The sequence below is a fragment of the Kribbella sp. NPDC051586 genome (assembly GCF_044453965.1).
GTDB lineage: Bacteria > Actinomycetota > Actinomycetes > Propionibacteriales > Kribbellaceae > Kribbella.
Genome location: NZ_JBITDF010000001.1, coordinates 17,391 through 41,061 on the forward strand (window position 1 = coordinate 17,391; position 23,671 = coordinate 41,061).

Sequence of the window (23,671 nt, forward strand, 5' to 3'; positions counted from 1 at the left end):
CTCGTGTTGTGAAGGGTCAGAAGTCGATCCGGAAGACTGCGCGGCGGTTGCCCGGGCGATTCACCTCGGTGAAGCCCGCGGTGGTGAAGGTCGTGAGAGTGCCGACCGCGCCACCATCGACGAGGTCCGGGTAGCCCTCGATGGCGCGAGCACCGCGTTCACGGGCGAAGGCAACGGTGGCGCGGGCGAGGGCTCGGCTGATGCCTCGGCGGCGGTAGCCGGCGCGGGTGACGAAGCATGTCACGGCCCAGACGGTGGGGTCGGTCCTGTCCTCGTTGCGGCCGAGCCAGGGCACGCGGAAGTCGCGTAGCAATCTCGGATGGTCCGACCTCGGCGCTACGGCGCACCAGCCGACGGGCTCGCCGTCGAGGTAGGCGACCAGGCCGCTGGTCTGCTGTGCTTTCTTGTTTCCGCAGGAGGTCTGGTCACGCAGCCGGGCGGCTAGTTCGTCGGGGCCTTCGGAGCCCCACGACTCCTTCGGCAGCATCCGGAACCGCTGGCACCAGCACCGCGCTGGATCACCGGCCGCGAAGACCGCTTCCAGGTCCTCCTGCGTCGCCTCGTTGGCCGGAACGATCGTGAGCTGCTCGAAGGTGACCGGTTCGCGCGATCCCGCCGGCCGCGGCACGGCAACCCGCCTCGCCTGGGCCGGCTTCCGCTGCACCTGATTCCCCTGCACCTGATTCCCCTGCACCAGCTTGCGAGTCGGTGCGGCGAACGTCAGCCGCAGATCCACCTCATCGCCCGCATCCAGCCCGGCCGGCTTGCGTACAGCGTCCTTCAGCGGCAGCACGTAGCCGCCGTCCTTCGACCACAGCGACGTCTTCCACTCGGTGCTGCCGAGGCAAGCGCGGATCGGCAGCATCCCCCAACTGTTGTAGCCAGCGGCCGACGCGGCGGCCCGCAAGGCGACAGCTTCCTGCTCCGGGACCGGCACGAAGTAGTACGGCGCCGGACCACGCCACTCGAAGATCTCGCCGCTGAACTCGTGATCCATGACCCCGATGCTAGGCCTGGTTCCGGACGGACAGCTTCCGGATTCGTCCTTGGGGTGCGGATCAGGCGTGAGGTCAGGCGTGCGGGCGGCGGTGTCCGGTGGGTTGTGACTGGCCGGTCAGGCGGTCGTTCTCGGCTTGCCGGTCCTGGCGCTCACGGCGGCCCGGCGGGAACGTGACGATCGTGATGATGAGCGCGAACAGGCTGGCGCCAACGATGATCCAGCGCAGGTTGTGACTCTTGCCCGAGCTGGTGCTGCCGGCGTCGGAGGTCGTGGCCGGCTTGGACGTCGCACCGGCGGACGGCGGCGTGGATGCGGGTGCCTTGGCGGGAGCCGTCAGCTGGTACACAGCCGAGTTGGCGCCTTCGCTGCCGACGAGGACCATGTTCTCGGTGGGGCCGACCGCCACGGTCTCGCCCTGCCCCAGGACCGCGGCGCCGCGGGCGATCGCGGTCGGGGTGTCGCCCCAGGCAACCGTTGCGACGTCGGTGTACGTCCGCAGGACCACGCGTTGGCCGTCGGGCAGGAACGTCCCGTCCGTGATGATCCCGGACGGCGCCGGTGCGAGCTTGGAGAGGTCGTTGGTGCCCTGGCGGGACGGGGCCGGCGGGGCGGCGTAGATGGCGCCGGTGCCCTTGAGCTCCTTCGTCACGATGTACAGCTGGCTGGTGCCCGGCTCGATCAGCAGCGTCTCGGCGTCATGCGCGCCGTCGGGGTACTTGAAGTCGAACTGGTGGTACTTGAGGTCGCCGTCCTCGAGCGTCTCCGGCTCCGGGATCGTGTAGATCTCGATCTGCTCCCGGCTGGCCTTGTTGTCGCCGATGTCCGCGATGTAGATCGTGCCGGTCCGGTCGACGCCGAGCGCCTCGACGTCGGTCACCTTCGCGCCGAACCGCAGTACCGCCTGCACCTTGCCGGTCGTCCCGTCGATGGCGAACACCCGGCCGGTGTCGCCCGAGTCGTTCACCGTGTAGTAGGTGCCGGGGTGCTTCACGCTCTTCGCCAGGCCGGACGACTCCTTGATCCGCTCGTCGCGGATCGTGAACAGCTTCTTCGGAACCGCCGGGGTCGGATCCGCGTCCACCGTCGCCGAGGCCGATGTGGGAAGCGCCACACCGGTCAACGCGCACAGCGTCGCCCCCAGCAGCGCGAACGCGGTCCGGACTCGTCTCACGAGACCACCTCGGGCGGCAGCAGGAGTTGGGCCAGGCGTGGATTGACCTGCCACTCGGTGACCAGGGCCTGGTACTCGGCCTGGAGGTCGGCGGGCGGCTTCGCGCCGGTCCGCGCAGCGCGGAGCAGCAGATTGCGCGGCGTGTGCTGACTGTCCACGAACTGCACGACCTCCACCCGGTAACCGACCTGTCGCAGCACCGCCGCCCGCAGTGAATCCGTCAGGACGTCGGCAAACCGCTCACGAACGATGCCATATCGCGTCATCAACGCATAAGGCGCCGGTGGTGTGACGCTCTTGAGCTGCTTTTGGATGTCGTGATGACAACATGGGGCCGCGAGCACCAGCGGAGCCTCCCAGCCGACGGCCCGCGCCAGCGCGTCGTCGGTGGCCGTGTCGCAGGCGTGCAGCGCCAGCACGACGTCCGGCCGGACGTCGAGCTCGGCCGCCTCGATGGTCGCGTCGACGAACCGCAGGTGGTCCTGCCAGCCGAGCGCCTCGACCACCCGGGCGTTCCGCGTGCGGGCTGCCGGGTTGTGGTCGATGCCGGTCATCCGCACGTCGTGCCCGGCCGCGGACAGCAGGTGGTACGCCGCCAGCGTGAGGTACGCGTTCCCGCAGCCGAGGTCGACGACCTGCAGCGGCCGGTCCGCCGCGATCCGCCCGGCCCCGATGGCCTCGTCGAGCGCAGGCTCCAGCAGCTTGCAGAACTCGTCGATCTGCTTGTACTTCGCCTGCCGCGACGGCTTCACCCGGCCCTGGTGGTCGCTGATGCCGAGCTCGATCAGGAACGGCGCGGCCGGATCGAGCGCCCGCTGCTTCACCCGGTCGTGGCTGGTCTCCTGCTCCCGGCTGTCGTCCTGCCGGTGCAGCAGCTCCTTGCCCTTCTTGGTGTAGCGAAGCCGCAACGTCTCGCTCGTCGTCTCGACATGCCATGACCCGTACGGCAGGCCGAGGAGCTCGTCGACCGCCTTCGCCCTGTCGTCGGCGGCGACGTTGCGTGTGTGGGCCTGCCGCTCGTCGAACTCGGTGATCTGCAGGTGCCGCTGCCCCTTCAGATCGACGTACCGCACCTCGACCCGCAGGTAGGCCGGCGGCTCGAGCCCGCGGCGCCGGCCGGACGCGAGCGCCCGCACCAGACTGCTCTGGTCCAGCAGGGCAGCACGGACCATCTCCAGCGCGCCGGCCTCCGCCGACCGCGCCGGCTCGTCCGCCCGCACCACTGGTTGCATCGCGCCATTGTCTCCGACCCCTGCCCCCGATCTCAAAAGGGTCTCGGAAACCCACCGTCGCACCCCCCGAACTCCCCGTACATTTCCTCCGCTGGACGCGGCCCTCGAGCCGGTCGGCCTGACGGGGTCATTCGAGTTTTTGGTCGTCGGTCAGGAGGCCCAGGGCTCGGAGGCGGGTGGCGATGCCGCCTTCCTGGCGGCCGAGGGCGTCGACGAGTTCTTCCTTGGTGGCGCGCTTGTTGAACATCTCGATCAGGGTCTGCTCGTCCTCGGGGGTCCACTGGCTGAAGGCCTTCGGGTGGTTCTTGCGGGCCTGCTCGATCTTGCGGGTCATCGAGCGCGGGTTGAGCAGCTCGAGGGAGCGGATCCGGGCCTGGCGATGCCGGCCGACCTCCTCGCCCCCGCGCCAGAACACCACCGCCCCGTCGTCGAACGTCATCAGGTCGGCCGGGACGTCGCAGTAGTCGGCGTCCTCGAGCATCACGCGCATCATTACTGGTTCTCTCCATTCACGGTGGATGCGTGGTCGACAGAGAAGATGCCGCGATCCCCACCCGCCCGGACGCACCGATCCGCAGCCTGTGGACAACCAACCGCACAACTTCTTTGCAAAATCTCTTTGCAAAGAGTCTTTGCAGTCCTATGCTCGAGGCCATGAGCGACGAGAACGAGCCCGAGAGCACGGAGCCGGCGCGGACAGTCCGGCTGGACCGCCACCTGGTGCGGGCCCTGGCCCACCCGATGCGGAACCGGATCGTCGGCCTCCTGCGGGTCTACGGACCGCAGACCGCCACCACCCTGGCCGGCCGGCTCGGCGTGAACACCGGCGCGACCAGCTACCACCTCCGCCAGCTGGCCGACGCCGGCCTGGTGGTCGAGGACGACAGCCGCGGCAACGCGCGCGACCGCTGGTGGAAGGCCGCCCACCAAGGCACCGAGTTCAACAAGGCCGAGCTGCTGGAGCAGGAGCCCGAGCTGGCCCTGGGCTTCCTGCACGGAGTCGGGCAGACGTACGCCGAGAACATCTTCGGCTTCATCGACGCGATGCAGACGATGCCGGCGGACTGGCGCGACGCCAGCCTGCTGGGGGACTACTTCTTCCACCTGCGGGCCGACCAGCTCGACGCGATGATGCACGAGGTCGTGGCGGTGCTGGAGAAGTACAAGACACCCGACCTGACCGCTCCGCTGCCGGAGGGCGCCGAGCAGGTGACGGTCCAGATCCAGGCCTTCCCGCGCGAGACGCGGTAGCGGGACAAGGGGTGAGGCAGATGAGCGACAAGCGAAACCGGGCGCCGCTGATCGCGTTCCTGGTGGCGAACGTGGTGTCGGTCTGCGGCACCAGGGTGAGCGCCATCGCGATCCCCTGGTTCGTGCTGATCACCACCGGGTCGCCGGTGAAGACCGGTCTGGTGGCGATGGCGGAGATGACGCCGTTGGTCCTGGTCAAGGTCGCGGGCGGGCCGTTGATCGACAAGGTCGGAGCACGCCGGATCAGCATCGTCGCGGACACCGCGAGTACGGCGATAGTCGGTCTGGTGCCGCTGCTGCACACACTCGGCCTACTGCACTTTCCGGCGCTTCTCGTGCTGGTTGCGATCGCCGGCGCCTGCCGAGGACCAGGCGACTCCGCCAAGGAGACACTCATCCCCGACATCGCCCGTGCGGCAAAGGTTCCGCTGGAGCGAGTGACAGGCCTGGAGAGTACGACGGAACGCCTCGCCGGCTTCTTCGCGTACGCATTGGCCGGCGGACTGATCACCCTGGTCGGCGCGGTCAACGCGCTCTGGATCGACGCCGCGTCGTTCGGCATCTGCGCGCTCCTCATCGCCCGCTGGATCCCGAAGCACGCCAAGCAGGAATCCATGGACGAGGTGGAGCAGGGCTACGGCCAGAGGCTGCTCGAGGGCTGGCACTTCCTCCACACGGACAGGCTCCTGCTCCCACTGGTCACCATGATCGCCGTGACCAATCTGCTCGACGCCGCGACCAGCACGGTGCTGCTGCCGGTCTGGATCAAATCGCACGGCTACGGCCCCGGACACACCAGTCTGGTCCTCACCGCGTTCGGTGTGACGGCCACCGCGTTCGCCTTGCTGGCCTCGGCGATCGGCGACCGGATCCCCCGCAAGCTGATCTTCACCCTGGCCTTCCTCATCGCCGGAGCACCGCGGTTCGTCGCGATGGCGAGCGACGCCCCGGTCTGGGCCCTGATGGCGGTGTACGCCGTCGGCGGCATCGGAGCCGGCTTCATCAACCCGATCCTCGGCGCCATCCGCGTCGAACGGATCCCCCACCACCTCCTCGGACGGGTCAACTCGCTGACCAATGCCGCCTGCTGGACCGGCGTACCGCTCGGTGGCGTGGTCGCGGGCGTCGCCATCGCCGCGATCGGTTTCGCGCCCGCGGCGCTTGCCGGCGGCGCGATCTACCTGATCGCGACCATGTCACCGGTGCTGATCGGCCGGCACGAGAACTGGAAAGCTACACCGGATCCGACGGATCCTCCGGAAACGGCGGCTGATCGGGATCGGGTGGCAGTCGCAACGCCTTGACCTTCGTGGCGCTTTCCAGCTCACGCCGCATCCGGTCCCGCTCCGCGCGCAGCAGGCCGAGCATCACCAGGTCCAGCAGCATCCCACCGGCGGCCGCGAACTGCGTGGCGGCGAACTGGAAGACCTGCGTCATCAGCAGCGACACCAGGACCGCCAGCTCGAACAGCCGCACCGCCCTGACCCGATTGCCCTTGCGCAGCGTCAATGCACCGCGCACGGTGAACGTTGCTGACAGCAAGCTTCCCGCGGTCACCCCGAGCACCGGCAGGTGATTGAGGCCGTTACCGACGACGATCGCGATGACCAGCGCACCAACCACCTGAGCGGCGAGTACGGCGACTGCGACGCGCGGCGCCTTCGGGTGGGTGGCGAGCCGCTCGAACCCACGCTGCAGCGCCCGCCAGGCCGCGTCGACCGGAGCGGCCAGCTCGACCTCGTCGGCGGGGCAGGCGGCCAGCAGCTCCCGGGTCTCCTGCCGCCCCTGAATCTGCCGGGGCACCGCGCGCAGCAGCTCCGACGCCTCCGCGCGACGACGCCGGGACAGGCCGCCGGCGACCCCCTCGACGGCGTGGTCGATGACGTTGGCCAGCTCCTCGCGCGGGTCGATCGGCCGCCGCGTAGTCAGGAACCGGAACCCCAGCACGATCAGCACGAAGACGACGTACACGATCGCCGCCGTCGGCTTGTAGAAGTAGTTGTTGTCCGAGGTGACGAACTTCCCCACCTCGTCGATGAACAGCCCGAAGCCGATCCCGCCGACAGTCGCCGCAGCCGGCCGGACCACGGGTCCGACGTACCCGAGCAGGAGTGAGATCGCGATCAGCATCAGCAGTCCGCCGGGGAGAACGTGCGCGATGTGCAGCCCCTTGCCGCCGATCTGCGGGTAGCCGCTCAGGCTGAGGATCAGCCGCGTCACCAGCACCGTCGCCACTCCGGACACCACGAACGTGGTCAGGTGCTCCCCCGACCGCACGTTGCGAACCAGGCCGGCCCGCATCAGGTACGACGACCGCCCACTGGAGCTCATGCGCCAGAACCTTAGCGGCGGCCCCGGTTTCACGCTTATGAATACGAATGCACTCCGCTCTTGCGGATCGCCCGGCGGTCACTTAATCTCTCGCATAGCGGAACACCACTTCCACAAAGTGGATGCCTGCACGCGCCCAAACACCGGCCGATGCCCTTCCGGAGAACCCATCCGAAGGTCTCGGCCGATTTTCCAGCCAGTTTCTACATCGGTGAAGAAGGACTCCTGAGAGGAGGCCACCATGAGCATGAGAACCGAGGTCTCTGCTCCGTCCGGCGGTGAGCCGACAGCCGACGTTCCTCCCGGCGGCCCTCCGGCAGCACGCCTCAAACCCACCCGGCGCACGGATCGGGTCGCCTACGTCTTCCTGCTCCCGTGGTTCGCCGGCCTGGTGCTGCTGACGGCCGCGCCGCTGCTCGGATCGCTGTACCTGTCGTTCACCAGGTTCAACCTGCTGCAGTCCCCCGCCTGGAACGGCTTCGGCAACTACGTGAAGATGTTCACCGACGACCCGCGCTACCTGCAGTCGTTGAAGGTCACCTTCATCTACGTCGCGCTCACCGTCCCGCTGCAACTGGGATTCGCGCTGGCGGTCGCCGTCATGCTGAACCGGCCGATGCGCGGGATGGCGCTGTACCGGTCGATCTACTACATCCCCTCGCTGCTCGGCGGCAGCGTCGCGATCGCGGTGATCTGGGGTCAGCTGTTCGACGACGACGGCGTGCTCAACGCCTTCCTCGCGTTCTTCGGCGTCGGCAGCCGCAGCTGGATCTCCAATCCCGACACGGCGCTCTACACGCTGGTGCTGCTGAACATCTGGCAGTTCGGTTCGCCGATGGTGATCTTCCTGGCCGGGCTCAAACAGATACCGCAGGAGCTGTACGACGCCGCGTCGGTGGACGGCGCGAACGCATGGCGGCGGTTCTGGTCGGTCACCGTGCCGCTGCTGACGCCGATCATCTTCTTCAACGTGGTGCTGCAGATCATCCAGGCGTTCCAGGCCTTCACCCCGGCGTACGTCGTGAGCGGCGGCAGCGGGGGCCCGTCGGACTCCACGTTGTTCTACACGCTTTACCTGTACCAGCAGGGTTTCACGAACCTGAACATGGGCTACGCCTCCGCGATGGCGTGGGTGCTGCTGCTGATCATCGCGATCTTCACGCTGATCAACTTCGGGCTCGCCCGCCGCTGGGTCTACTACGAGGACCGCTGATGACGACGCTCCAGCACGCTCCCGCAGCCCGGCGGCGCACCCGCAGGTGGCTCACCCACGTCGCCTTGATCGCCGGCACCCTGGTGATGGTCTATCCGCTGCTGTGGATGGTCGGCGGCTCCTTCAAGGACGAGTCCGACATCTTCTCGCAGCTCAACCCGTTCCCCAGTTCGCTCGACCCGCGCAGCTACATCGCCGGGTGGACGGCGACCGACCCCACCTTCACCCGGTTCTACATCAACTCCATGCTGATCGCCGTGCTCGCCGTGGCCGGCAACGTGATCGCCTGCACGCTCACGGCGTACGCGTTCGCCCGGCTGGAGTTCCGCGGCAAGAAGGTGTTCTTCGCGATCATGCTCGGCTCCATCATGCTGCCGGCGCACGCGCTGCTGATCCCGCAGTACGTGCTGTTCTTCCACCTCGGCTGGGTGAACACCTATCTCCCGCTGGTGGTGCCGAAGTTCCTGGCCACCGACGCGTTCTTCATCTTCTTGATGGTCCAGTTCATCCGCACGATCCCGCGCACGCTGGACGAGGCCGCGATGATCGACGGCTGCGGCAAGGTCCGCATCTTCAGCCGGATCATCCTGCCGCTGACCGGACCGGTGCTGATCACCACCATGATCTTCACCTTCATCTGGACCTACAACGACTTCTTCTCCCAGCTGATCTACCTGTCCTATCCCAGCAGCGAGACGGTCCCGGTCGCGCTGCGGCGGTTCGTCGACGCGACCGGCCAATCGTCGTACGGGCAGCTGCTGGCCATGTCGGTGCTGTCGCTGGTGCCGACCTTCATCGTCTTCCTCCTCGCCCAGCGCCGGATCGTCGAGGGCATCGCCACGACCGGCCTCAAGGGCTAGCCCGAAAGGAACCACTCATGACCACACCCATCGACCGGCGGCGCTTCTTGCAGGCCGGACTCGCGGCCGGCGTACTCGCACCTCTGCTGGCCGCCTGCAACCTCGACCCCGCCGCCAAGGAGGCGAAGAACTCGGTCCGCTTCTCGAGCTACGGGGACCCGACCAAGCTCGGCCTGCGCGGCAAGCTCGCGGACCAGTACACCTCGAGCCATCAGAACGTGAAGATGGTCTTCGAGGGCACCGCGACCGCGGAGTACTGGGACAAGCTCGCCACCCAGATGGCCGGCGGCAACGCCCCGGACGTGATCAACATCGACATCGCCCGGATCGGCCAGTACGGCGCGGCCGGAGCGCTGCAGTCCCTCGAGAAGTACATCCCGGACCCGATCGACACCAAACCGCTCGACCAGAACCTGCTCGTCCAGGGGCAGCTGAAGGGCCAGCAGTTCGGTATCCCGGTCGCGATGGGCGCGTACAGCATGGGGTACGACGTGACAGTGCTCGACCAACTCGGTCTGGAACACCCGAAGGAGACCTGGACCTGGGCCGAGTTCGCGACCCTGGCCAACCAGGTGCGGCAGAAGTCCGGCAAGAAGATCTACGGCGCGGAGGATCCCAGCGGGGACACGGCGTCGCTGCAGATCTTCCTGCGCGGTATGGGCCAGGACCTGTACAAGGACGGCGCGCTCGCCTTCACCGACGCCGCGCTGACCGAGTGGTTCGAGTACTGGGCCGCGCTCCGGGCCACCGGCGGCACGATCCCCGCCGACATCGCCGCCCAGGCCAAGTACGGCGACTGGCCGACCAGTCCGCTGGTCAAGAAGCAGGCGGCGCTCGCGCACATCCACACGCCCAACCTCAAGGGCGGTTTCCAGGATCTGACCAAGAACACCATCGACATCACCCTGCCGCCGCGCAACACCGCGGGCGGCAAGTGCGGGACCTTCCCGGCGCCGAGCAGCTACCTGTCGCTGAACGCCAAGAGTCAGCGCTCGGACGACGCCGCCGCGTTCATCAACTGGTTCACCAACGGCGCGGAGGCCGCGAAGACGCTGCGGCTGATCAGCGGACCGCCGGCCTCGGCCGAAGGCCGCGACGTACTGCTCAAGGGCAGTGACCTGTCGGCGAGCGAGAAGCAGGTGCTGGCCTACACCGACCTGGCCCTGAAGAACTCCTTCGCCCCGCCGCAGGCAGCCCCGGCCGCCTCGACGGCGGTCGGCGACCTGTTGCTGAAGGTCAGCCAGGACATCGCCTTCAAGAAGATCTCGATCAAGCAGGCCGTGCCGAAGTTCATGGCCGACGCCGGCAAGACCCTCGACGGCAAGTGATTGGAGCCCGATGAAAGAGCAGAACCCTGTCACCACCGGCCGGACCGCCGGCTGGGCGATCGAGCAGCTCGTCCAAGCCCTGGCCGAGAAGGGCATCACCGCCACCGACCCGCCGGTCCGGCTGGCCACGCCCGACGAGATCCCCACCGCGGCCGTCGCGGACGCGCCAGAGTCGTACGCCGTCGTCCGCGTCGACGACGAGATCGTTGTCGTCAGCAACGATGAGATCGGCCTCCGGTGCGGAGTGCTGGAGCTGGCGGACCGAGTGGCCGCGGGCGCGGATCTCGCCGGTACGACGCCGTTCGCCGAGCAGCCCGCCGTACCCGTCCGGGGTGTCGTGCGGTCGTTCTCCAGCGTGGACGAGGACACGGACTGGTTCCACGACCAGCAGTTCTGGACCGAGTACCTGACCTGGCTGGCCGCGTCCCGGTTCAACCGGTTCCACCTGGCGCTCGGCATGCAGTACAACTACGGCGCCGATCGGCGCGGCGCGACCGACAACTACCTGTGCCTGGCGTACCCGTTCCTGTTCGACGTGGACGGCTACGACGTACGGGCCGAGGGGGTCGGCGCGGACGAGCAGAAGCGCAACCTGGAGACCCTGCGCTTCATCGCCGCCGAGAGCAAGCGCCGGGGGCTGAAGTTCCAGCTCGGTCTGTGGAACCACGCCTACGACTACGGCCGGGACTCGGTCCACCGGTACCCGATCAGCGGGATCGGCCCGGACAACCACGCGGCGTACTGCAAGGCCGGCATCGCCAAGCTGCTGACCGAGTGTCCGGACATCGACGGGCTCACGTTCCGGGTGCACTACGAGGGCGGCATCCCCGACGACAAGCACGAGGTCTTCTGGCGCTCGGTCTTCGAGGGCGCGAACTCGGTCGGCCGGCCGCTCGAGATCGACATGCATGCCAAGGGGGTCGACCAAGCCCTGCTCGATGCCGTCGACCTGCCGAACCTGTCCCCGGTGCTGTCCGCGAAGTACTGGGCCGAGCACGTCGGGCTGCCGTACCACCAGGCCTCGATCCGGGCCAAGGAGACGGCCAAGCCGATCCCGGCCGGCCACGAGATGAAGGGCATCACCGAGTTCTCCCGCCGGTTCACCCGCTACGGGTACGGCGACTTCCTGCGCGAGGACCGGACCGTCGACCTGATGTTCCGGGTCTGGCCGGGGACCCAGAAGCTGTTGGCGTGGGGCGATCCCGCGATCGCGGCCGGGTACGGGCGGTTGTCGACGTTCGGTGGATCCCGTGGTGTCGACCTGTGTGAACCCCTGTTCTTCAAGGGACGTCACGGCAGCGGCGAGCCCGGCATGCGGGACCCCTATGTCCGCGACGACCTCAAGCTGCCCGGCAACCGGGATTGGACCAAGTACCGCTACGGCTACCTGTTGTGGGGACGGCTCCTCTACAACCCCGACGCGGAGCCCGAGACGTGGCGTCGCCACCTCCGCTCGACGTACGGCGAGGCCGCGACGGCCGTGGAGGACGCGCTGAGTCCGCTCAGCCGGATCCTCCCGCTGGTGACGGTGGTCCACGGAGTCGGCGGATCGAACAACGGCTACTGGCCGGAGGTCTACCTCAACCTCCCGATCTCCTCGCGGGTGCACTCCGATCACTACGCCGGCGACACCGACCCGCCGGCGAACTGGGGTGGCGTCAGCCCGTTCGACCCGACGACGTTCTACGGCATCGACGAGTACGTCGCGGCGCTGGCGGACGGCTCGGTGTCGGCGAAGTACACGCCGCTCGAGGTGGCCGCGTGGATCGAGCAGTTGGTCGCCGACGGGCAGGCAGGCCTCGACAACGTACGGGCCGGCGCGGACCAGTCGGACCCGCAGGTACGCCGGGTCCTGATCGACCTGGAGGTCCTTGTCAGGTTGGGCAAGTTCTTCGCCGGCAAGTTCCGGGCCGCGGTCGACTACTCGACCTTCCGGACGACTGGGGACCTCAGCTCACTGGAGTCTGCACTGCGCACCTACCAGTCGGCGCGGGACGCGTACGCCGAGATTCCGGCCATCGTCGACGGCGTCTACCAGCGGGACCTGCGGTTCGGCATCGAGGCGTCGGAGCACGGGCACTGGGCGGATCGGATCCCGGACATGGACACCGACCTGGCAGCCCTCGCCGAGGAACTACAAGAAGCTACGAGCACGCAGCCGACTCAGCTGACTGCAGCACCGGCGCGGCCTGCCACGCCTGGAGTGGAGCACCCGGTGCCGGCGAGCTTCGAACGCGGCAAACCGGTCACGCTCTCGCTGGAGGCAGTGGCTCTGGATGTGATCGGCGCAACACTGCACTACCGGCACGTGGACCAGTCGAAGCCCTGGCAGCAGGTGCCGATGGAGCTGTCCGGGCGCACGTTGTCCGGCACGATCGACGGTGGCTACACGGACTCGGCGTACCCGCTGATGTACTTCTTCAGCGTGCGGCACCGCGACGGTGGGCAGGCGCTCTACCCGGGTCTGGACGCCGATCTGTCCAACCAGCCGTACGTCGTACTGGGCTCGGCGACCGTCACCGGATGATGGCTGCGATCACGACGATCGCGACGAGCGCTGCCAGCACGACAGAGGTGATGAGTCGACGGGTCCGGGGGTCCACTTGCTCAGGCTAGTGGACCCCCGTCCGGCTGGTTCACACCAGTGGGTAGTTGCCGACCATGACCCCGAGCGGGTCGACCCGCTGCTTGATCTCGCGGAGTCTGGCGAGGTCGGGCTCGCTGATGGACTCGTGGAGCGATTCCCAGGCGGACAGGCCGGTCGGCGGCATCCCACCGGCGTGCCACGGGGCCAGTGTGTCCTTCAGGGACCGCAGTGCCGCCTCCGCCTGCTCCTGCAGCTCCGGTACGGGCACGATCGAGACGGCCAGCACCATGTACTGCGCTGCCGGGTCGGCCGCCGCCACCCCGGGGTGACCGACCTCACCGCTCGCCCGCAGGTGCCTGATCTGCACCTGGAAGATCAGGGACGGCTGACCGGCGTACTCGAGCAGGGTGCCGATCAGCTCGGGCGTGAGCTCGTCGAACGTACTGGTGATCAGCGAAAGCGCCTGTGGCGGCGCAGGCACCGCATTCATCTCCGCGACGCCGCTGGGCGACAGCGGAGCGAACGCGTCAGCAACAGGTGTCCCGGCCGCACGGATGGTCGCAAGCACTCCTTCCAATGCTTCCGGTGCGTACGGCGTGATGGCATCGACCATGCAGAACGACTTCCCACGTACGGCGTCCGGCAGCGCGGCCGACTGCGGGTAGTGGATCAGGTACGCCCACAAGGTCACCTGCTCCGGCGCCTCCTGCGTAGCCTTCGCGTACGCCGTCAGCACCGCCTCGGACTGCTCGATCGGGAACATCAGCCGTCCGCCGGTGATCTCCGGAGCCGGATGCAGCTCCACCTCGATCGACGTGACCACGCCGAAGTTCCCGCCGCCACCGCGCAGCGCCCACATCAGCTCCGGGTCGACCGCGTCGTCGATCCGCCGGCGGGACCCGGTCCCGTCGACGATCTCCGCGGACCGCAGGCTGCCCGCACCACTCCCGAACGGACGGGAGAACCACGAGAACCCACCACTCGTACAGAAGCCGGCCACCGAGATGTTGCTGCTCGTGCCAGGCAGTCCGGTCAGTCCGGTGCCGTCCAGCGCGGTCTGCACGGTCCCCCAGCGCACTCCGGCGCCGAGCCGCGCGATGCGGGCGTGCGAGTCGATCCAGATGTCGTCGAGCGCGTCGGTGCGCACCAGGATCGTCCCGTCGAGCGCACGCGTCGCACCGTGGCCACCCGCTTGCGCAGCCACCTTCAGGCCGCGCGCGCCGGCGTACGCGACCGTGAACTCGACGTCGTTGTGACCGGCCGCCTCCACGACCGCCGCGGGTTGCTGGTCGACGGACAGGTTCCACGCGCGCCGCGCCTGCTCCCAGTCCGGATCCCCCGGGACCACCAACCGCCCGCTCAGCACCTGCCGCAACTCGTCCATACCCACCACGATCCCGCGAGTTCTTCGCCAGCGGTATCCCAGGTTCAGTGGAGGCTGACGAGAGGTTCGGGGCGGTGTACACCGCGGGGGCGGTAGCCGAGGGCGTCGGACAGGCCCAGGTAGTCGGAGAGCAGCCAGATGATGGCGAGCCACATCTCGGTGCCTTGGAGGCCGGGGATCGCGCGGTCGTCGGTGCCGTCGGGGGCGAACGCGAAGCCGGCGCCGTCGACCCAGCGCGGGAGGATCGCGCGGAGTTGTTCCTCGGCCCAGCGGCGGGCGTCCTGCTCGCCGTACGTCGTCTGTTTGCGGGCCAGCCACAACGGGTGGATGACGTCCAGGATGTTGCAGGAGTTGTAGTTGTCGCCGGTGAACATGCGCCGGTCGTTGCTGTGGGCAAGGACAGTGGCGACCGCCCGCTCCGGATACGGCAGCGGGAGGCCGAACTGCGCGTAGGTGCCTCGGGTGAGGCGGTAGAAGCCGTTCACGACCTGCAGCCAACCGTCGTCGGGATGTTGGTGTCCCCAAGCACCGGTCGCCGGATCGACCCGCGTGACGAGCCAACCCATCAGGGCTTCGAGCGGCCCGGATTCGCCGCGGTCATGGAGATTCCGGGCGATTGCGGTGCCGAGATGGTCGATACCGGACCCCGCCGACCAGGACCTTCTTGCCCAGGGCAAATTGTCCAGGTCGGCGAAGGTGAACGTGGTGTCGATCGGGTGCTCGAAGCTGCTGTCGAGGACCTGGAGCGCGTAACCGACGCACAGCACGTGGTAGCCGGCCGGGCCCTGGAGGACAGAGAGTTCGGAGTCGTCCGGAAGGTCCAGCCCGGCGTCCGAGAGGTCTCCTGGTGCGACCAGTCCGGTCTTCGGGTCCTGCCGGTGACGCAGCCGACGGACCAGGTCGTCGCGGGTGTGTCCGAGCGGAGTACGGCGTACCAGCAGATCGGCGATCTCGATGGCGTCGCACCACGGGCGCACCGCCGGCTCATGGCCGAGGTCGGGACGGTCGACGAAACGCTCGCCGTCCCAGCAGCGAGCGAGTACATCGTCCACCTGCGAGCGCGCCTTCGCGGCGAACTCGGACAGTTTGGTGCGCAGGTCACCTGACATGGAAGCTCCAGTGCGCGAGCGGAGGACGCGGGCAGGATTGCCGGCGGCCACTGAGTTGGCGGGAATGTCCTTCGTCACAACGGCTCCCGCGCCGATGATCGTGTGCGGTCCGACGGTGACGCCGTCGAGGATCGTGACGTTGGAGCCGATCCAGACGTCGTCGCCGATCGTGATGCCGCGGGCGGTGATCGGCTGCCGGAAGACCGGCGTACCGGCCGCGGTGCCGTGGTTGAAGGCGAGCAGCGACGTGTGCGCGCCGATCCGGACCCCGTCGCCGATGCTGATCTCGCCGCGCACGGTCGCGAACGGGTTGATCGTCGAGTCGGACCCGAGGGTGATCTTGCCGGTCACGTAGGCGTGCGCCGCGATGTACGAGCGCTCCCCCATCCGGAGCTCGTCGCAGAACACCGCGGCCGACTCCGCGACGTACACGTCGGTGGCCAGGTCGACCGTCCCGCCCAGCCCGGCCTGACGGTCGGCCTGGCGGGCACGCTCCTCGGCGGAGGCCTTCCGGTGAAACTCCCAGGGCAGGAAATCCAGTCGCAACGGCTCACGAGACGTCATGGGAAAACGCTATCCAAATACTGGGAGAACCGATAGCCCCGGATCGCCGGTGCTAACCTCCCGTCCGTGCGGGGTAGCGGGCGATGACGACATCTCTGGCGGACGGCGAGAACGCCGACGACGGTCGTGCCACGACAGGCCGGAGCCGTCGGGTCACGATCAGCGACCTCGCACGCCGCCTGCAGATCTCGAAGGCCTCGGTCTCGTACGCGCTGAACGGCCGGGCCGGGGTCAGCGAGGAGACCCGCCGGCGGGTGCTCGATCTGGCCGAGGAGCTTGGCTTCCACCCGAACTCCGCCGCCGTCGCCCTGTCGGCCAGCCGGACCCGGACGATCGGGATCGTGATCGCCCGCGACCCGGCGCTGATCTCCACCGAGGCCTTCTACATGCGCACGCTGGTCGGCATCGAGCAGTACCTGAACGAGGTCGACTCGTCGCTGCTGCTCCGGCTCACCGGCGAGCACGGCGAGGATCTCGACGTACTGCGGCGCTGGTCGCGGCAGGGACGGGTCGACGGGTTCATCCTGTTCGACGAACATGACGACGACCCCAGGATCCCGCTGCTGAAGGAGCTCGGGGTTCCGTGCGTGGTGGTGAGTTCGAACGCGCCCGACGATTCGGTCGGGCGGTTGATCAGCTCGTCGGAGGAGACGGTCGAGCTGCTGCTCGATCATCTGGTCGAGCTCGGGCACCGCAACATCGCGCATATCAGCGGGCCGTTCACGTTCGTCCACGAGCGGTTGCGGGTGCAGGTCCTGCAGGAGCAGGCCGAGCGGCGCGGCGTCGCCGTACGGCAGATCGAAGGCAGCTACCGCTACGACGACGGCGCCGAGCTGACCCGGCAGTTGCTGGCCGATCCAGATCCGCCGAGCGCGATCGTGCTCGGGAACGACCTGATGGCGGTCGCGGCGCTGCGGGTGGCGATGGATCTCGGTACGGCGGTGCCGGCCGAGGTGTCGATCCTCGCCTGGGAGGACTCGCCGCTGTGCGAACTCGCCCGGCCCGGCATCACCGCGGTCAACCAGAAGACGATGGAGCGCGGGCGGGCGGCTGCCGATCTCCTGCTCCGGATCGTCACCGGCGAGACCGAGATGCACGAGGAAGCCCCGCCCGGGGAACTGCAGGCCCGGGATTCCAGCGGCCCCGCCGCCTGAACCACCTCCGCCCCGCCAGCCGCCGTTTGAGAGGTTCACCCCTCAAATGGTCCCTCCACCACTCGCATGCGGCCAGCGAAGGGACCGTTCGAGGGGTTAACCCCTCGAACGGCCCCTTTCGCACCAGCATGCCGCCGGGAGGGCGAATCGACAGGTTCACCCTCCAAACGGCCGCCTTCCCACCCGCAGGCAGTTGGCGAAGGGGCGATTTGAGGGGTGAACCACTCATCTGCCAAGACTCTGTGAATTCATTCGGATTCGGAGGGTGTTGGATTGCGTTTGCCGGGGGCGCGCGAGAGGTTGGATCAGTCACGAGGTCGTAACGAAGACCCCGGAACTGAACCGGTTAGGGTTTCGAAACTTAACCGGTTAGGTCAGTATGGGGCCGATCCGCCTTCGCAGGCCTGTGAAGGCTCGACAGGACGAGGGAGTCCGACGTGAGACTGCGTTCGTTTGTAGCCGCGGTGGCGGCGACCGCGATGGGAATCAGCCTCGCTGCCTGTGGTGGTGGCGACAAGAATGACTCCTCCGGCGGCGGCTCGGGTGGTGACCAGACGCTGACCTACTGGGCCAGCAACCAGGGCACCAGCCTGGACAACGACAAGGAGGTGCTGACCCCGGTCCTGCAGAAGTTCACCCAGGACACCGGCATCAAGGTCAACCTCGAGGTGATCGGCTGGAACGATCTGCAGACGCGGATCCAGACCGCGATCACCTCCGGCCAGGCGCCGGACGTGGTCAACATCGGCAACACCTGGGCGGCCTCGCTGCAGGCGACCGACGCGTTCCTGCCGTTCGACGGCGACGCGATGGGCGCGATCGGCGGGAAGGACAAGTTCGTGCCGACGGCTCTGGCGACCGGCGGCAAGGAAGGCACCGACCCGACGTCGGTTCCGCTCTACGGTCTGGCCTACGGCCTGTACTACAACAAGGCGATGTTCGCCGCGGCCGGTCTGCAGCCGCCGAAGACCTGGGAAGAGATGGTCACCGACGCGCAGAAGCTGACCGTCCCGGCGAAGAAGCAGTGGGGTATGGCGCTGGCGGCCGGCAGCTACACCGAGAACGTGCACTTCGCCTTCATCAACGCCGCGCAGAACAAGGCGGACTGGTTCGACAAGGACGGCAAGCCGACCTTCACCGGTGACGGCAACGTGCAGGGCGTGTTGCGGTACCTCGACCTGATGCAGAAGGACAAGGTCGCCAACCCGTCGAACGCGCAGTACGACAACGGCACCAAGTCGGTGAACGACTTCGCCACCAAGAAGGTCGCGATGGTCATCAACCAGAACAACGCGGACTCCTCGATCGTTGCCAACGGCATGAAGGCCGGCGAGTACGGCGTCGTGCCGTTCCCGGCGCCGTCCGGTGGCGAGCAGGTGGCCAGCCACGTGGCCGGTATCAACCTGTCGGTGTTCAAGAACACCAAGCACAAGGACGCGGCGCTCAAGTTCGTCAAGTACATGACGGACGCGACCACCCAGACCACGCTGGGCAAGCCGTTCTCCTCGCTGCCGGTGCTCAAGGACGCGAAGCCCGTGTTCACCACCGACGCGGCCGAGGCGGCGACCTTCGCCGACGTCTACAACACCAAGTCCAAGCCGCTGCCGCTGGTGCCGGCCGAGGACCAGTTCGAGAGCACCGTCGGCAAGGCGATGAACTCGATGTTCGCCAAGATCGCCACCGGCGGGACGGTCACGGCCGACGATGTGAAGGCGGCCCTGAAGACGGCCCAGGATCAGGTGGCCGCAGGTAGCTGACCGCGCGCTCAGTGGCCCGGACGACCCGTCCGGGCCACTGACCACGTCAGCCCACCATCGATCCGACAGACAGGAGGCGACCACCAGGATGTCCGTCGCCATACAGGAAGCGACGCCGGCCGCCGCGAAGCCTGCGAAGAAGAAGACCAGGCGCGGCCCCGAACACCGCCCGGGCCTGAACCGATGGCTGCCGTATCTGCTGCTGGCGCCGGCGGTACTGGCCGAGCTGCTGATCCACATCATCCCGATGGTGGTCGGCATCTGGATGAGCTTCATCAAGCTGACCAAGTTCTTCATCGCGAACTGGTCGGCCGCGCCCAGCGCCGGGCTGAACAACTACAAGGTCGCGCTGGACTTCAACAACGCAGTCGGCGAGGGCCTGCTGAAGTCGTTCGGCGTCACGGTCGCCTTCTCGCTGATCACCGTCGCCTTGTCCTGGGTGCTCGGGATGGCCGCCGCGGTCGCGCTGCAGCCGCCGTTCCGCGGCCGAGGTGTGATCCGGACCTTCTTCCTGGTGCCGTACGCGCTGCCGGCGTACGCCGGGATCCTGACCTGGAACTTCATGCTCCAGCGCGACACCGGCGCGGTGAACCACGTGCTGAACCAGCTGCACCTCACCGACGGCCGGACGTTCTGGCTGATCGGCAGCAACGCGCTGGTCTCGCTGATCACGGTCGCGACCTGGAAGCTGTGGACGTTCGCGTTCCTCACCCTGATGGCCGGCCTGCAGAGCATCCCGGGCGACCTGTACGAGGCCGCGTCGGTGGACGGCGCCGGCAACCTCCGGCAGTGGCGCAACATCACCCTCCCGTCGCTGCGGCCGGTCAACCTCGTCCTCGTCCTCGTCCTGTTCCTGTGGACGTTCAGCGACTTCAACACGCCGTACGTGCTGTTCGGTACGGCGCAGCCGCCGGCCGGTGACCTGATCACGTTCCACATCTACAACGCGTCGTTCCTGACCTGGAACTTCGGCACCGGGGCGGCGATGTCCGTACTGCTGCTGATCTTCCTGATGATCGTCACCGGCGCATACCTGCTCGTCACCGGAAGGAGGTCGCGTCGTGCGTGAGACCCAGGGCTTCAAGATCTACCGCGGTGTCGTGCTGACCGTGCTCGGCCTGTTCGTGCTCGTCCCGCTGTACGTGATGATCACGTCGTCGCTCAAGCCGCTGAAGGACGTGCAGGGCGCGTTCTCGTGGTGGCCGTCGAACCTGACGCTCGCGCCGTTCGTGGACATGTGGAAGACGGTGCCGCTGGCCCGGTACTTCGTGAACAGCACGATCGTGTCCGTGTCGGCGACGGTGTTCTCGGTGGCGATCGCGATCCTGGCCGCGTTCGCGGTGTCACGGTTCCGGTTCCACGGGCGGACGGCGTTCACCACGACCGTGCTGTCGACGCAGATGTTCCCGGGTGTGCTGTTCCTGCTGCCGTTGTTCCTGATCTTCGTGAACATCAACAACTCGTTCGGGCTGCAGCTGGTCGGGACGCGGCTCGGGTTGATCATCACGTACCTGACGTTCAGCCTGCCGTTCTCGATCTGGATGCTGGCCGGGTACTTCGACAGCATCCCCCGCGAGCTGGACGAAGCCGCGCTGGTCGACGGTTGCGGACCCATGGGCGCACTGTGGCGCGTCGTACTGCCCGCCGCGCGACCGGGCGTGATCGCGGTCGCGATCTACTCGTTCATGACGGCTTGGGGCGAGGTCCTGTTCGCCTCGGTGATGACCACCGAAGCCAACCGCACCCTGTCCGTAGGCCTGCGCCAGTACTCCACCCAAACCAACATCTACTGGAACCAGATCATGGCAGCAGCCCTGGTAGTCAGCGTCCCAGTAGTCATCGGCTTCCTCCTCGCCCAACGCCACTTCGTCGCCGGTGTTACCGCGGGCGCGGTTAAATAGCCGGATGTACTTCGAGGACTATGTACCGGGTGCTCCCGTCGAGCACCCGGCCACGATCACCGTCGACCAGGCCGACGTCATCGAGTTCGCCGAGCAGTTCGATCCGCAGTACTTCCACGTCGACCCTGATGCGGCGGCCGACGGTCCGTACAAGGGGCTGATCGCCAGCGGCTGGCACACCGCCGGCTTGATGATGCGGCTGTACGCCGACCAGTATCTGTCCAAGGTGGCGAGCCTGGGCGGACCGGGAGTGGACGAGCTCCGGTGGCACGCGCCGGTCCGTCCGGGGGATGTACTGCGGCTGCGCACCGAAGTACTCGAGGCACGCGTCTCGAAGTCCAAGCCCGATCGAGGGCTGGTACGGACCCGCACCGAGCTGCTCAACCAGGACGCCGTCGTGGTGTTCTCGTGTGAGGTGCTGAACTTCCTCGCCGTCAGGCCTAGCTGAAGAGTTTTTCGCCCCAGTAGGTGCCGGGGGTTACGCCAGGTGGGCAGGCGAAGATGGCGGAGCCTACGTGGTGGATGTACTCGTTCATCGTGTCGTTCTTGGCGAGCTGGTTCTGGATGGGGATGAACTGTTTGCGCGGGTCTCGCTGGTAGGCGAGGAAGAAGAGGCCGGCGTCGAGGCGGCCCAGACCGTCGGAGCCGTCGACGAAGTTGTAGCCGCGGCGCAGGAGTTCCGCGCCCTTGTTGAAGTTGGGGTGGGCCAGACGGACGTGTGAGTCGGCCGGGATCTTCGGCTGGCCGTCGGCCTGCTTGGCGTTGAAATCGATCGTGTCGAACTCGTCGGCCTTGCCCAGCGGAGCACCTGTGCCCTTGCCGCGGCCGATGATGCCTTCCTGCTCGCCGAGCGACGTACGGTCCCAGATCTCGATGTTCATCCGGATCCGCCGCGACACCAGGTACGACCCACCGACCATCCAGTCCGGGCCGTCCTCGGGCTGCACCCACAGTTGCTGCTCGAGCTTGTCGGCGTCCTCGAGCTTGAGGTTGGCCGTGCCGTCCTTGAAACCGAACAGGTTCCGTGGCGTCGACTGGGCTCGCGATGTCGACGACGTACGGCCGAAGCCGAGCTGGGAGTACCGTACGGCGACCCGTCCGAAGCCGATCCGCGCGAGGTTGCGGATCGCGTGTACTGCGACCTGCGGATCGTCCGAGCAGGCCTGTACCGCGATGTCGCCGTACGAGCGCGTCGGGTCGAGGTCGTCGCCGATGAAGTGCGGCAGGTCGACCAAGGCCTTCGGGCGCTTCGCGGCCAGGCCGAACCGCTTGTCGAACAGGGTCGGCCCGAACCCGACGGTCAGCGTCAACCGCGCCGGCGGCAGACCGACCGCCTCGCCGGTGTCCTCGGGCGGGGCCTCGTCCGGTCCGTTCACTGCGCCGTACTGACCGATGTCGCGGCCGGCCGTCAGCAGCGCGGCCGCGGCGGTCCACTCCTTCAGCAGCGCGATCAGCTCGTCCCGACTCGTCGTCGTCACATCAAACGCCGCGAAGTGCAGCCGATCCTGAGCCGGCGTGATAATCCCAGCCTGATGCGGCCCATGAAACTCCACCGGCCCGGTGTTGTCAGCCGCTTGTGACGGTTCGCTGGCCAGAGCCGAGTGCGCGGCGTACCCGGCGACTCCAGTGGCGACCGCTGCCCCCGCGGCCCCGAACAGGCCGCGCCTCGAGATTCCCTTACGCTCGGTCATTTCTTCGCGATTACTCCGGCTACTTTGCTGACGGGCTCGGCCAGGCCGTCGACTACTGTGCCGAGGGCCTTCTTCTCGGGCTCGGAGGCGGTGTAGGGCTTGAAGCCTTCGCCGGTGCGGTACTTGTCCAGGGCCGCGAAGACTGCCTTGAAGCTCGTGTCGAGCTGGGTGACGAGCGCCGCGTCGCGCGACTGCAGCGCCGGGCGAAGCGCCTGGATGGCGGCCTGCGAGCCCTCGACGTTGGCCTGGAAGTCCCACAGGTCGGTGTGCGAGTAGCGGTCCTCCTCGCCGGTGACCTTGCCCGTCGCGACCTCGTCGAGCAGTTCCTTCGCGCCGTTGGCCAGCTGCAGCGGCGTCAGCTTCACCACCTTGGCCTTCGCCACCACCGTCTTCACGTCGGTCAGCAGCTGGTCGGCGTACTTCTCCATGCCCTTGGTGGAGTTGGAGACCCAGAGCGCCTGCTCGATCCGGTGGTAGCCGGTCCACTCGGTGCCCGGCTCCACGTCGTTCACCCGCGCGTCGATCTTCGGGTCCAGATCGCCGAACGACTCCGCGACCGGCTCGATCCGCTCCCAGTACGTCCGCGACACCGGGAAGAGCGCCTTCGCCTTCGCGACGTCGCCGGCCTTCACCGCGGTGACGAACTCCGTGGTCTTCTGCTCCAGCGCGATCGCCTGCGAGTTCACGTAGCGCTGGTAGCTGGAGGTGGCCTGCTTCAGCTCGGTGTCGGTGTCGACCTGCGCGGGCGCGTCACCGGTCACAGTCAGGTCGCCGCGGATCCCGTCGCCGACCATGCCCGGCTTGCAGACCGCCTGGTACTTGCCGGTCGGCAGCTCGACGATCAGGTCCCGCTTCAGGCCCGGCCCGATGTTCTCGACCTCGCCCATCACCCGGTCGCCCTCGGCGTACACGTAGAACTCGGTGATCTTGCTGCCGCCGTTCGACACCGAGAACGTGCTGGTGCCGGACTTCACGTCGCGGCGGCTCAGGTCACAACCCGAGTCGGACGCCTTCACCGAGACCGGACCGGTGCCGTCGTCCTTGGCCGCGGGCTCGTCCTTCGCGCACGCGGTCAGCGCGCCGATACTGAGGACGACGCCGAGAACGGCGGCCCGGCGGGGCAATGAGCTGGACATGG

At 67.7% G+C, this 23,671-nt stretch carries 20 protein-coding genes; 11 read left to right on the top strand and 9 right to left on the bottom strand.

Features of this window, described 5'->3' with window-relative positions; all coding sequences use genetic code 11:
- Positions 1 to 16 precede the first annotated feature (16 nt).
- The 4 genes from ACIA58_RS00095 to ACIA58_RS00110 form a co-directional block, all read right to left on the bottom strand.
- Positions 17 to 997, bottom strand: coding sequence for a GNAT family N-acetyltransferase (locus ACIA58_RS00095; RefSeq protein WP_396401376.1), 981 nt, complete (start codon positions 995 to 997; stop codon positions 17 to 19).
- 73 nt (positions 998 to 1,070) lie between these two features.
- Complete coding sequence (locus ACIA58_RS00100) at positions 1,071 to 2,171, bottom strand: hypothetical protein (protein ID WP_396401377.1); 1,101 nt, start codon at positions 2,169 to 2,171, stop codon at positions 1,071 to 1,073.
- A complete protein-coding gene (locus ACIA58_RS00105; RefSeq protein ID WP_396401378.1) occupies positions 2,168 to 3,403 on the bottom strand; it encodes a class I SAM-dependent methyltransferase in 1,236 nt (411 codons plus the stop codon). Before ACIA58_RS00105 ends, ACIA58_RS00100 begins: the two co-directional genes overlap by 4 nt.
- Before the next feature lie 127 nt (positions 3,404 to 3,530).
- Complete coding sequence (locus ACIA58_RS00110) at positions 3,531 to 3,896, bottom strand: hypothetical protein (RefSeq protein ID WP_396401379.1); 366 nt, start codon at positions 3,894 to 3,896, stop codon at positions 3,531 to 3,533.
- Between the two features lie 161 nt (positions 3,897 to 4,057).
- Between ACIA58_RS00110 and ACIA58_RS00115 the strand changes: the two genes are divergently transcribed.
- Complete coding sequence (locus ACIA58_RS00115; protein ID WP_396401380.1) at positions 4,058 to 4,654, top strand: helix-turn-helix domain-containing protein; 597 nt, start codon at positions 4,058 to 4,060, stop codon at positions 4,652 to 4,654.
- 20 nt (positions 4,655 to 4,674) lie between these two features.
- The gene (locus tag ACIA58_RS00120; protein ID WP_396401381.1) at positions 4,675 to 5,958 is read left to right on the top strand and encodes an MFS transporter; all 1,284 of its coding nucleotides are present in this window, start codon (positions 4,675 to 4,677) and stop codon (positions 5,956 to 5,958) included.
- Here the strand turns inward: ACIA58_RS00120 and ACIA58_RS00125 are convergent.
- Complete coding sequence (locus ACIA58_RS00125) at positions 5,888 to 6,985, bottom strand: hypothetical protein (protein WP_396401382.1); 1,098 nt, start codon at positions 6,983 to 6,985, stop codon at positions 5,888 to 5,890. The two genes, ACIA58_RS00120 and ACIA58_RS00125, sit on opposite strands and share 71 nt — an antisense overlap.
- Positions 6,986 to 7,226: 241 nt before the next feature.
- Here ACIA58_RS00125 and ACIA58_RS00130 point away from each other — a divergent pair, with 241 nt between their 5' ends.
- The 4 genes from ACIA58_RS00130 to ACIA58_RS00145 are packed head-to-tail and all read left to right on the top strand — an operon-like array spanning position 7,227 to position 12,913.
- On the top strand, positions 7,227 to 8,198 hold the full coding sequence (locus ACIA58_RS00130; RefSeq protein WP_396401383.1) for a carbohydrate ABC transporter permease: 972 nt from the start codon (positions 7,227 to 7,229) through the stop codon (positions 8,196 to 8,198).
- Positions 8,198 to 9,058, top strand: a complete 861-nt coding sequence (locus ACIA58_RS00135; RefSeq protein WP_396401384.1) for a carbohydrate ABC transporter permease — start codon at positions 8,198 to 8,200, stop codon at positions 9,056 to 9,058. Before ACIA58_RS00130 ends, ACIA58_RS00135 begins: the two co-directional genes overlap by 1 nt.
- A 17-nt stretch (positions 9,059 to 9,075) precedes the next feature.
- Positions 9,076 to 10,386, top strand: coding sequence for an ABC transporter substrate-binding protein (locus ACIA58_RS00140; RefSeq protein ID WP_396401385.1), 1,311 nt, complete (start codon positions 9,076 to 9,078; stop codon positions 10,384 to 10,386).
- A 10-nt stretch (positions 10,387 to 10,396) separates the two neighbouring features.
- Positions 10,397 to 12,913 carry a hypothetical protein gene (locus ACIA58_RS00145; RefSeq protein WP_396401386.1) on the top strand — a complete coding sequence of 839 codons (2,517 nt, stop codon included), beginning with the start codon at positions 10,397 to 10,399 and terminating at the stop codon, positions 12,911 to 12,913.
- Between the two features lie 109 nt (positions 12,914 to 13,022).
- Here the strand turns inward: ACIA58_RS00145 and ACIA58_RS00150 are convergent, their stop codons facing one another.
- The gene (locus tag ACIA58_RS00150) at positions 13,023 to 14,357 is read right to left on the bottom strand and encodes an FAD-binding oxidoreductase (protein WP_396401387.1); all 1,335 of its coding nucleotides are present in this window, start codon (positions 14,355 to 14,357) and stop codon (positions 13,023 to 13,025) included.
- A 44-nt stretch (positions 14,358 to 14,401) separates the two neighbouring features.
- Positions 14,402 to 16,030, bottom strand: a complete 1,629-nt coding sequence (locus ACIA58_RS00155) for an acyltransferase (RefSeq protein WP_396401388.1) — start codon at positions 16,028 to 16,030, stop codon at positions 14,402 to 14,404.
- 83 nt (positions 16,031 to 16,113) lie between these two features.
- Here ACIA58_RS00155 and ACIA58_RS00160 point away from each other — a divergent pair, with 83 nt between their 5' ends.
- From ACIA58_RS00160 to ACIA58_RS00180, 5 genes are all read left to right on the top strand, one after another.
- Positions 16,114 to 17,184 carry a LacI family DNA-binding transcriptional regulator gene (locus ACIA58_RS00160; RefSeq protein ID WP_396401390.1) on the top strand — a complete coding sequence of 357 codons (1,071 nt, stop codon included), beginning with the start codon at positions 16,114 to 16,116 and terminating at the stop codon, positions 17,182 to 17,184.
- A gap of 437 nt (positions 17,185 to 17,621) precedes the next feature.
- Complete coding sequence (locus ACIA58_RS00165) at positions 17,622 to 18,941, top strand: ABC transporter substrate-binding protein (protein ID WP_396401391.1); 1,320 nt, start codon at positions 17,622 to 17,624, stop codon at positions 18,939 to 18,941.
- Between the two features lie 88 nt (positions 18,942 to 19,029).
- Positions 19,030 to 20,010: a carbohydrate ABC transporter permease gene (locus ACIA58_RS00170; protein ID WP_396401392.1), complete on the top strand. Its 981-nt coding sequence runs from the start codon at positions 19,030 to 19,032 to the stop codon at positions 20,008 to 20,010.
- Entirely contained in the window at positions 20,003 to 20,842 is an 840-nt protein-coding gene (locus ACIA58_RS00175; protein ID WP_396401393.1) for a carbohydrate ABC transporter permease, read from the top strand. Before ACIA58_RS00170 ends, ACIA58_RS00175 begins: the two co-directional genes overlap by 8 nt.
- Before the next feature lie 4 nt (positions 20,843 to 20,846).
- The gene (locus ACIA58_RS00180; protein WP_396401394.1) at positions 20,847 to 21,290 is read left to right on the top strand and encodes a MaoC family dehydratase; all 444 of its coding nucleotides are present in this window, start codon (positions 20,847 to 20,849) and stop codon (positions 21,288 to 21,290) included.
- Here ACIA58_RS00180 and efeB read toward each other — a convergent pair.
- A complete protein-coding gene (gene efeB / locus ACIA58_RS00185; RefSeq protein WP_396401395.1) occupies positions 21,283 to 22,533 on the bottom strand; it encodes an iron uptake transporter deferrochelatase/peroxidase subunit in 1,251 nt (416 codons plus the stop codon). The two genes, ACIA58_RS00180 and efeB, sit on opposite strands and share 8 nt — an antisense overlap.
- Positions 22,530 to 23,669, bottom strand: a complete 1,140-nt coding sequence (gene efeO / locus ACIA58_RS00190; RefSeq protein ID WP_396401396.1) for an iron uptake system protein EfeO — start codon at positions 23,667 to 23,669, stop codon at positions 22,530 to 22,532. The genes efeB and efeO overlap by 4 nt, the downstream gene beginning before the upstream one ends.
- Positions 23,670 to 23,671 lie beyond the last annotated feature (2 nt).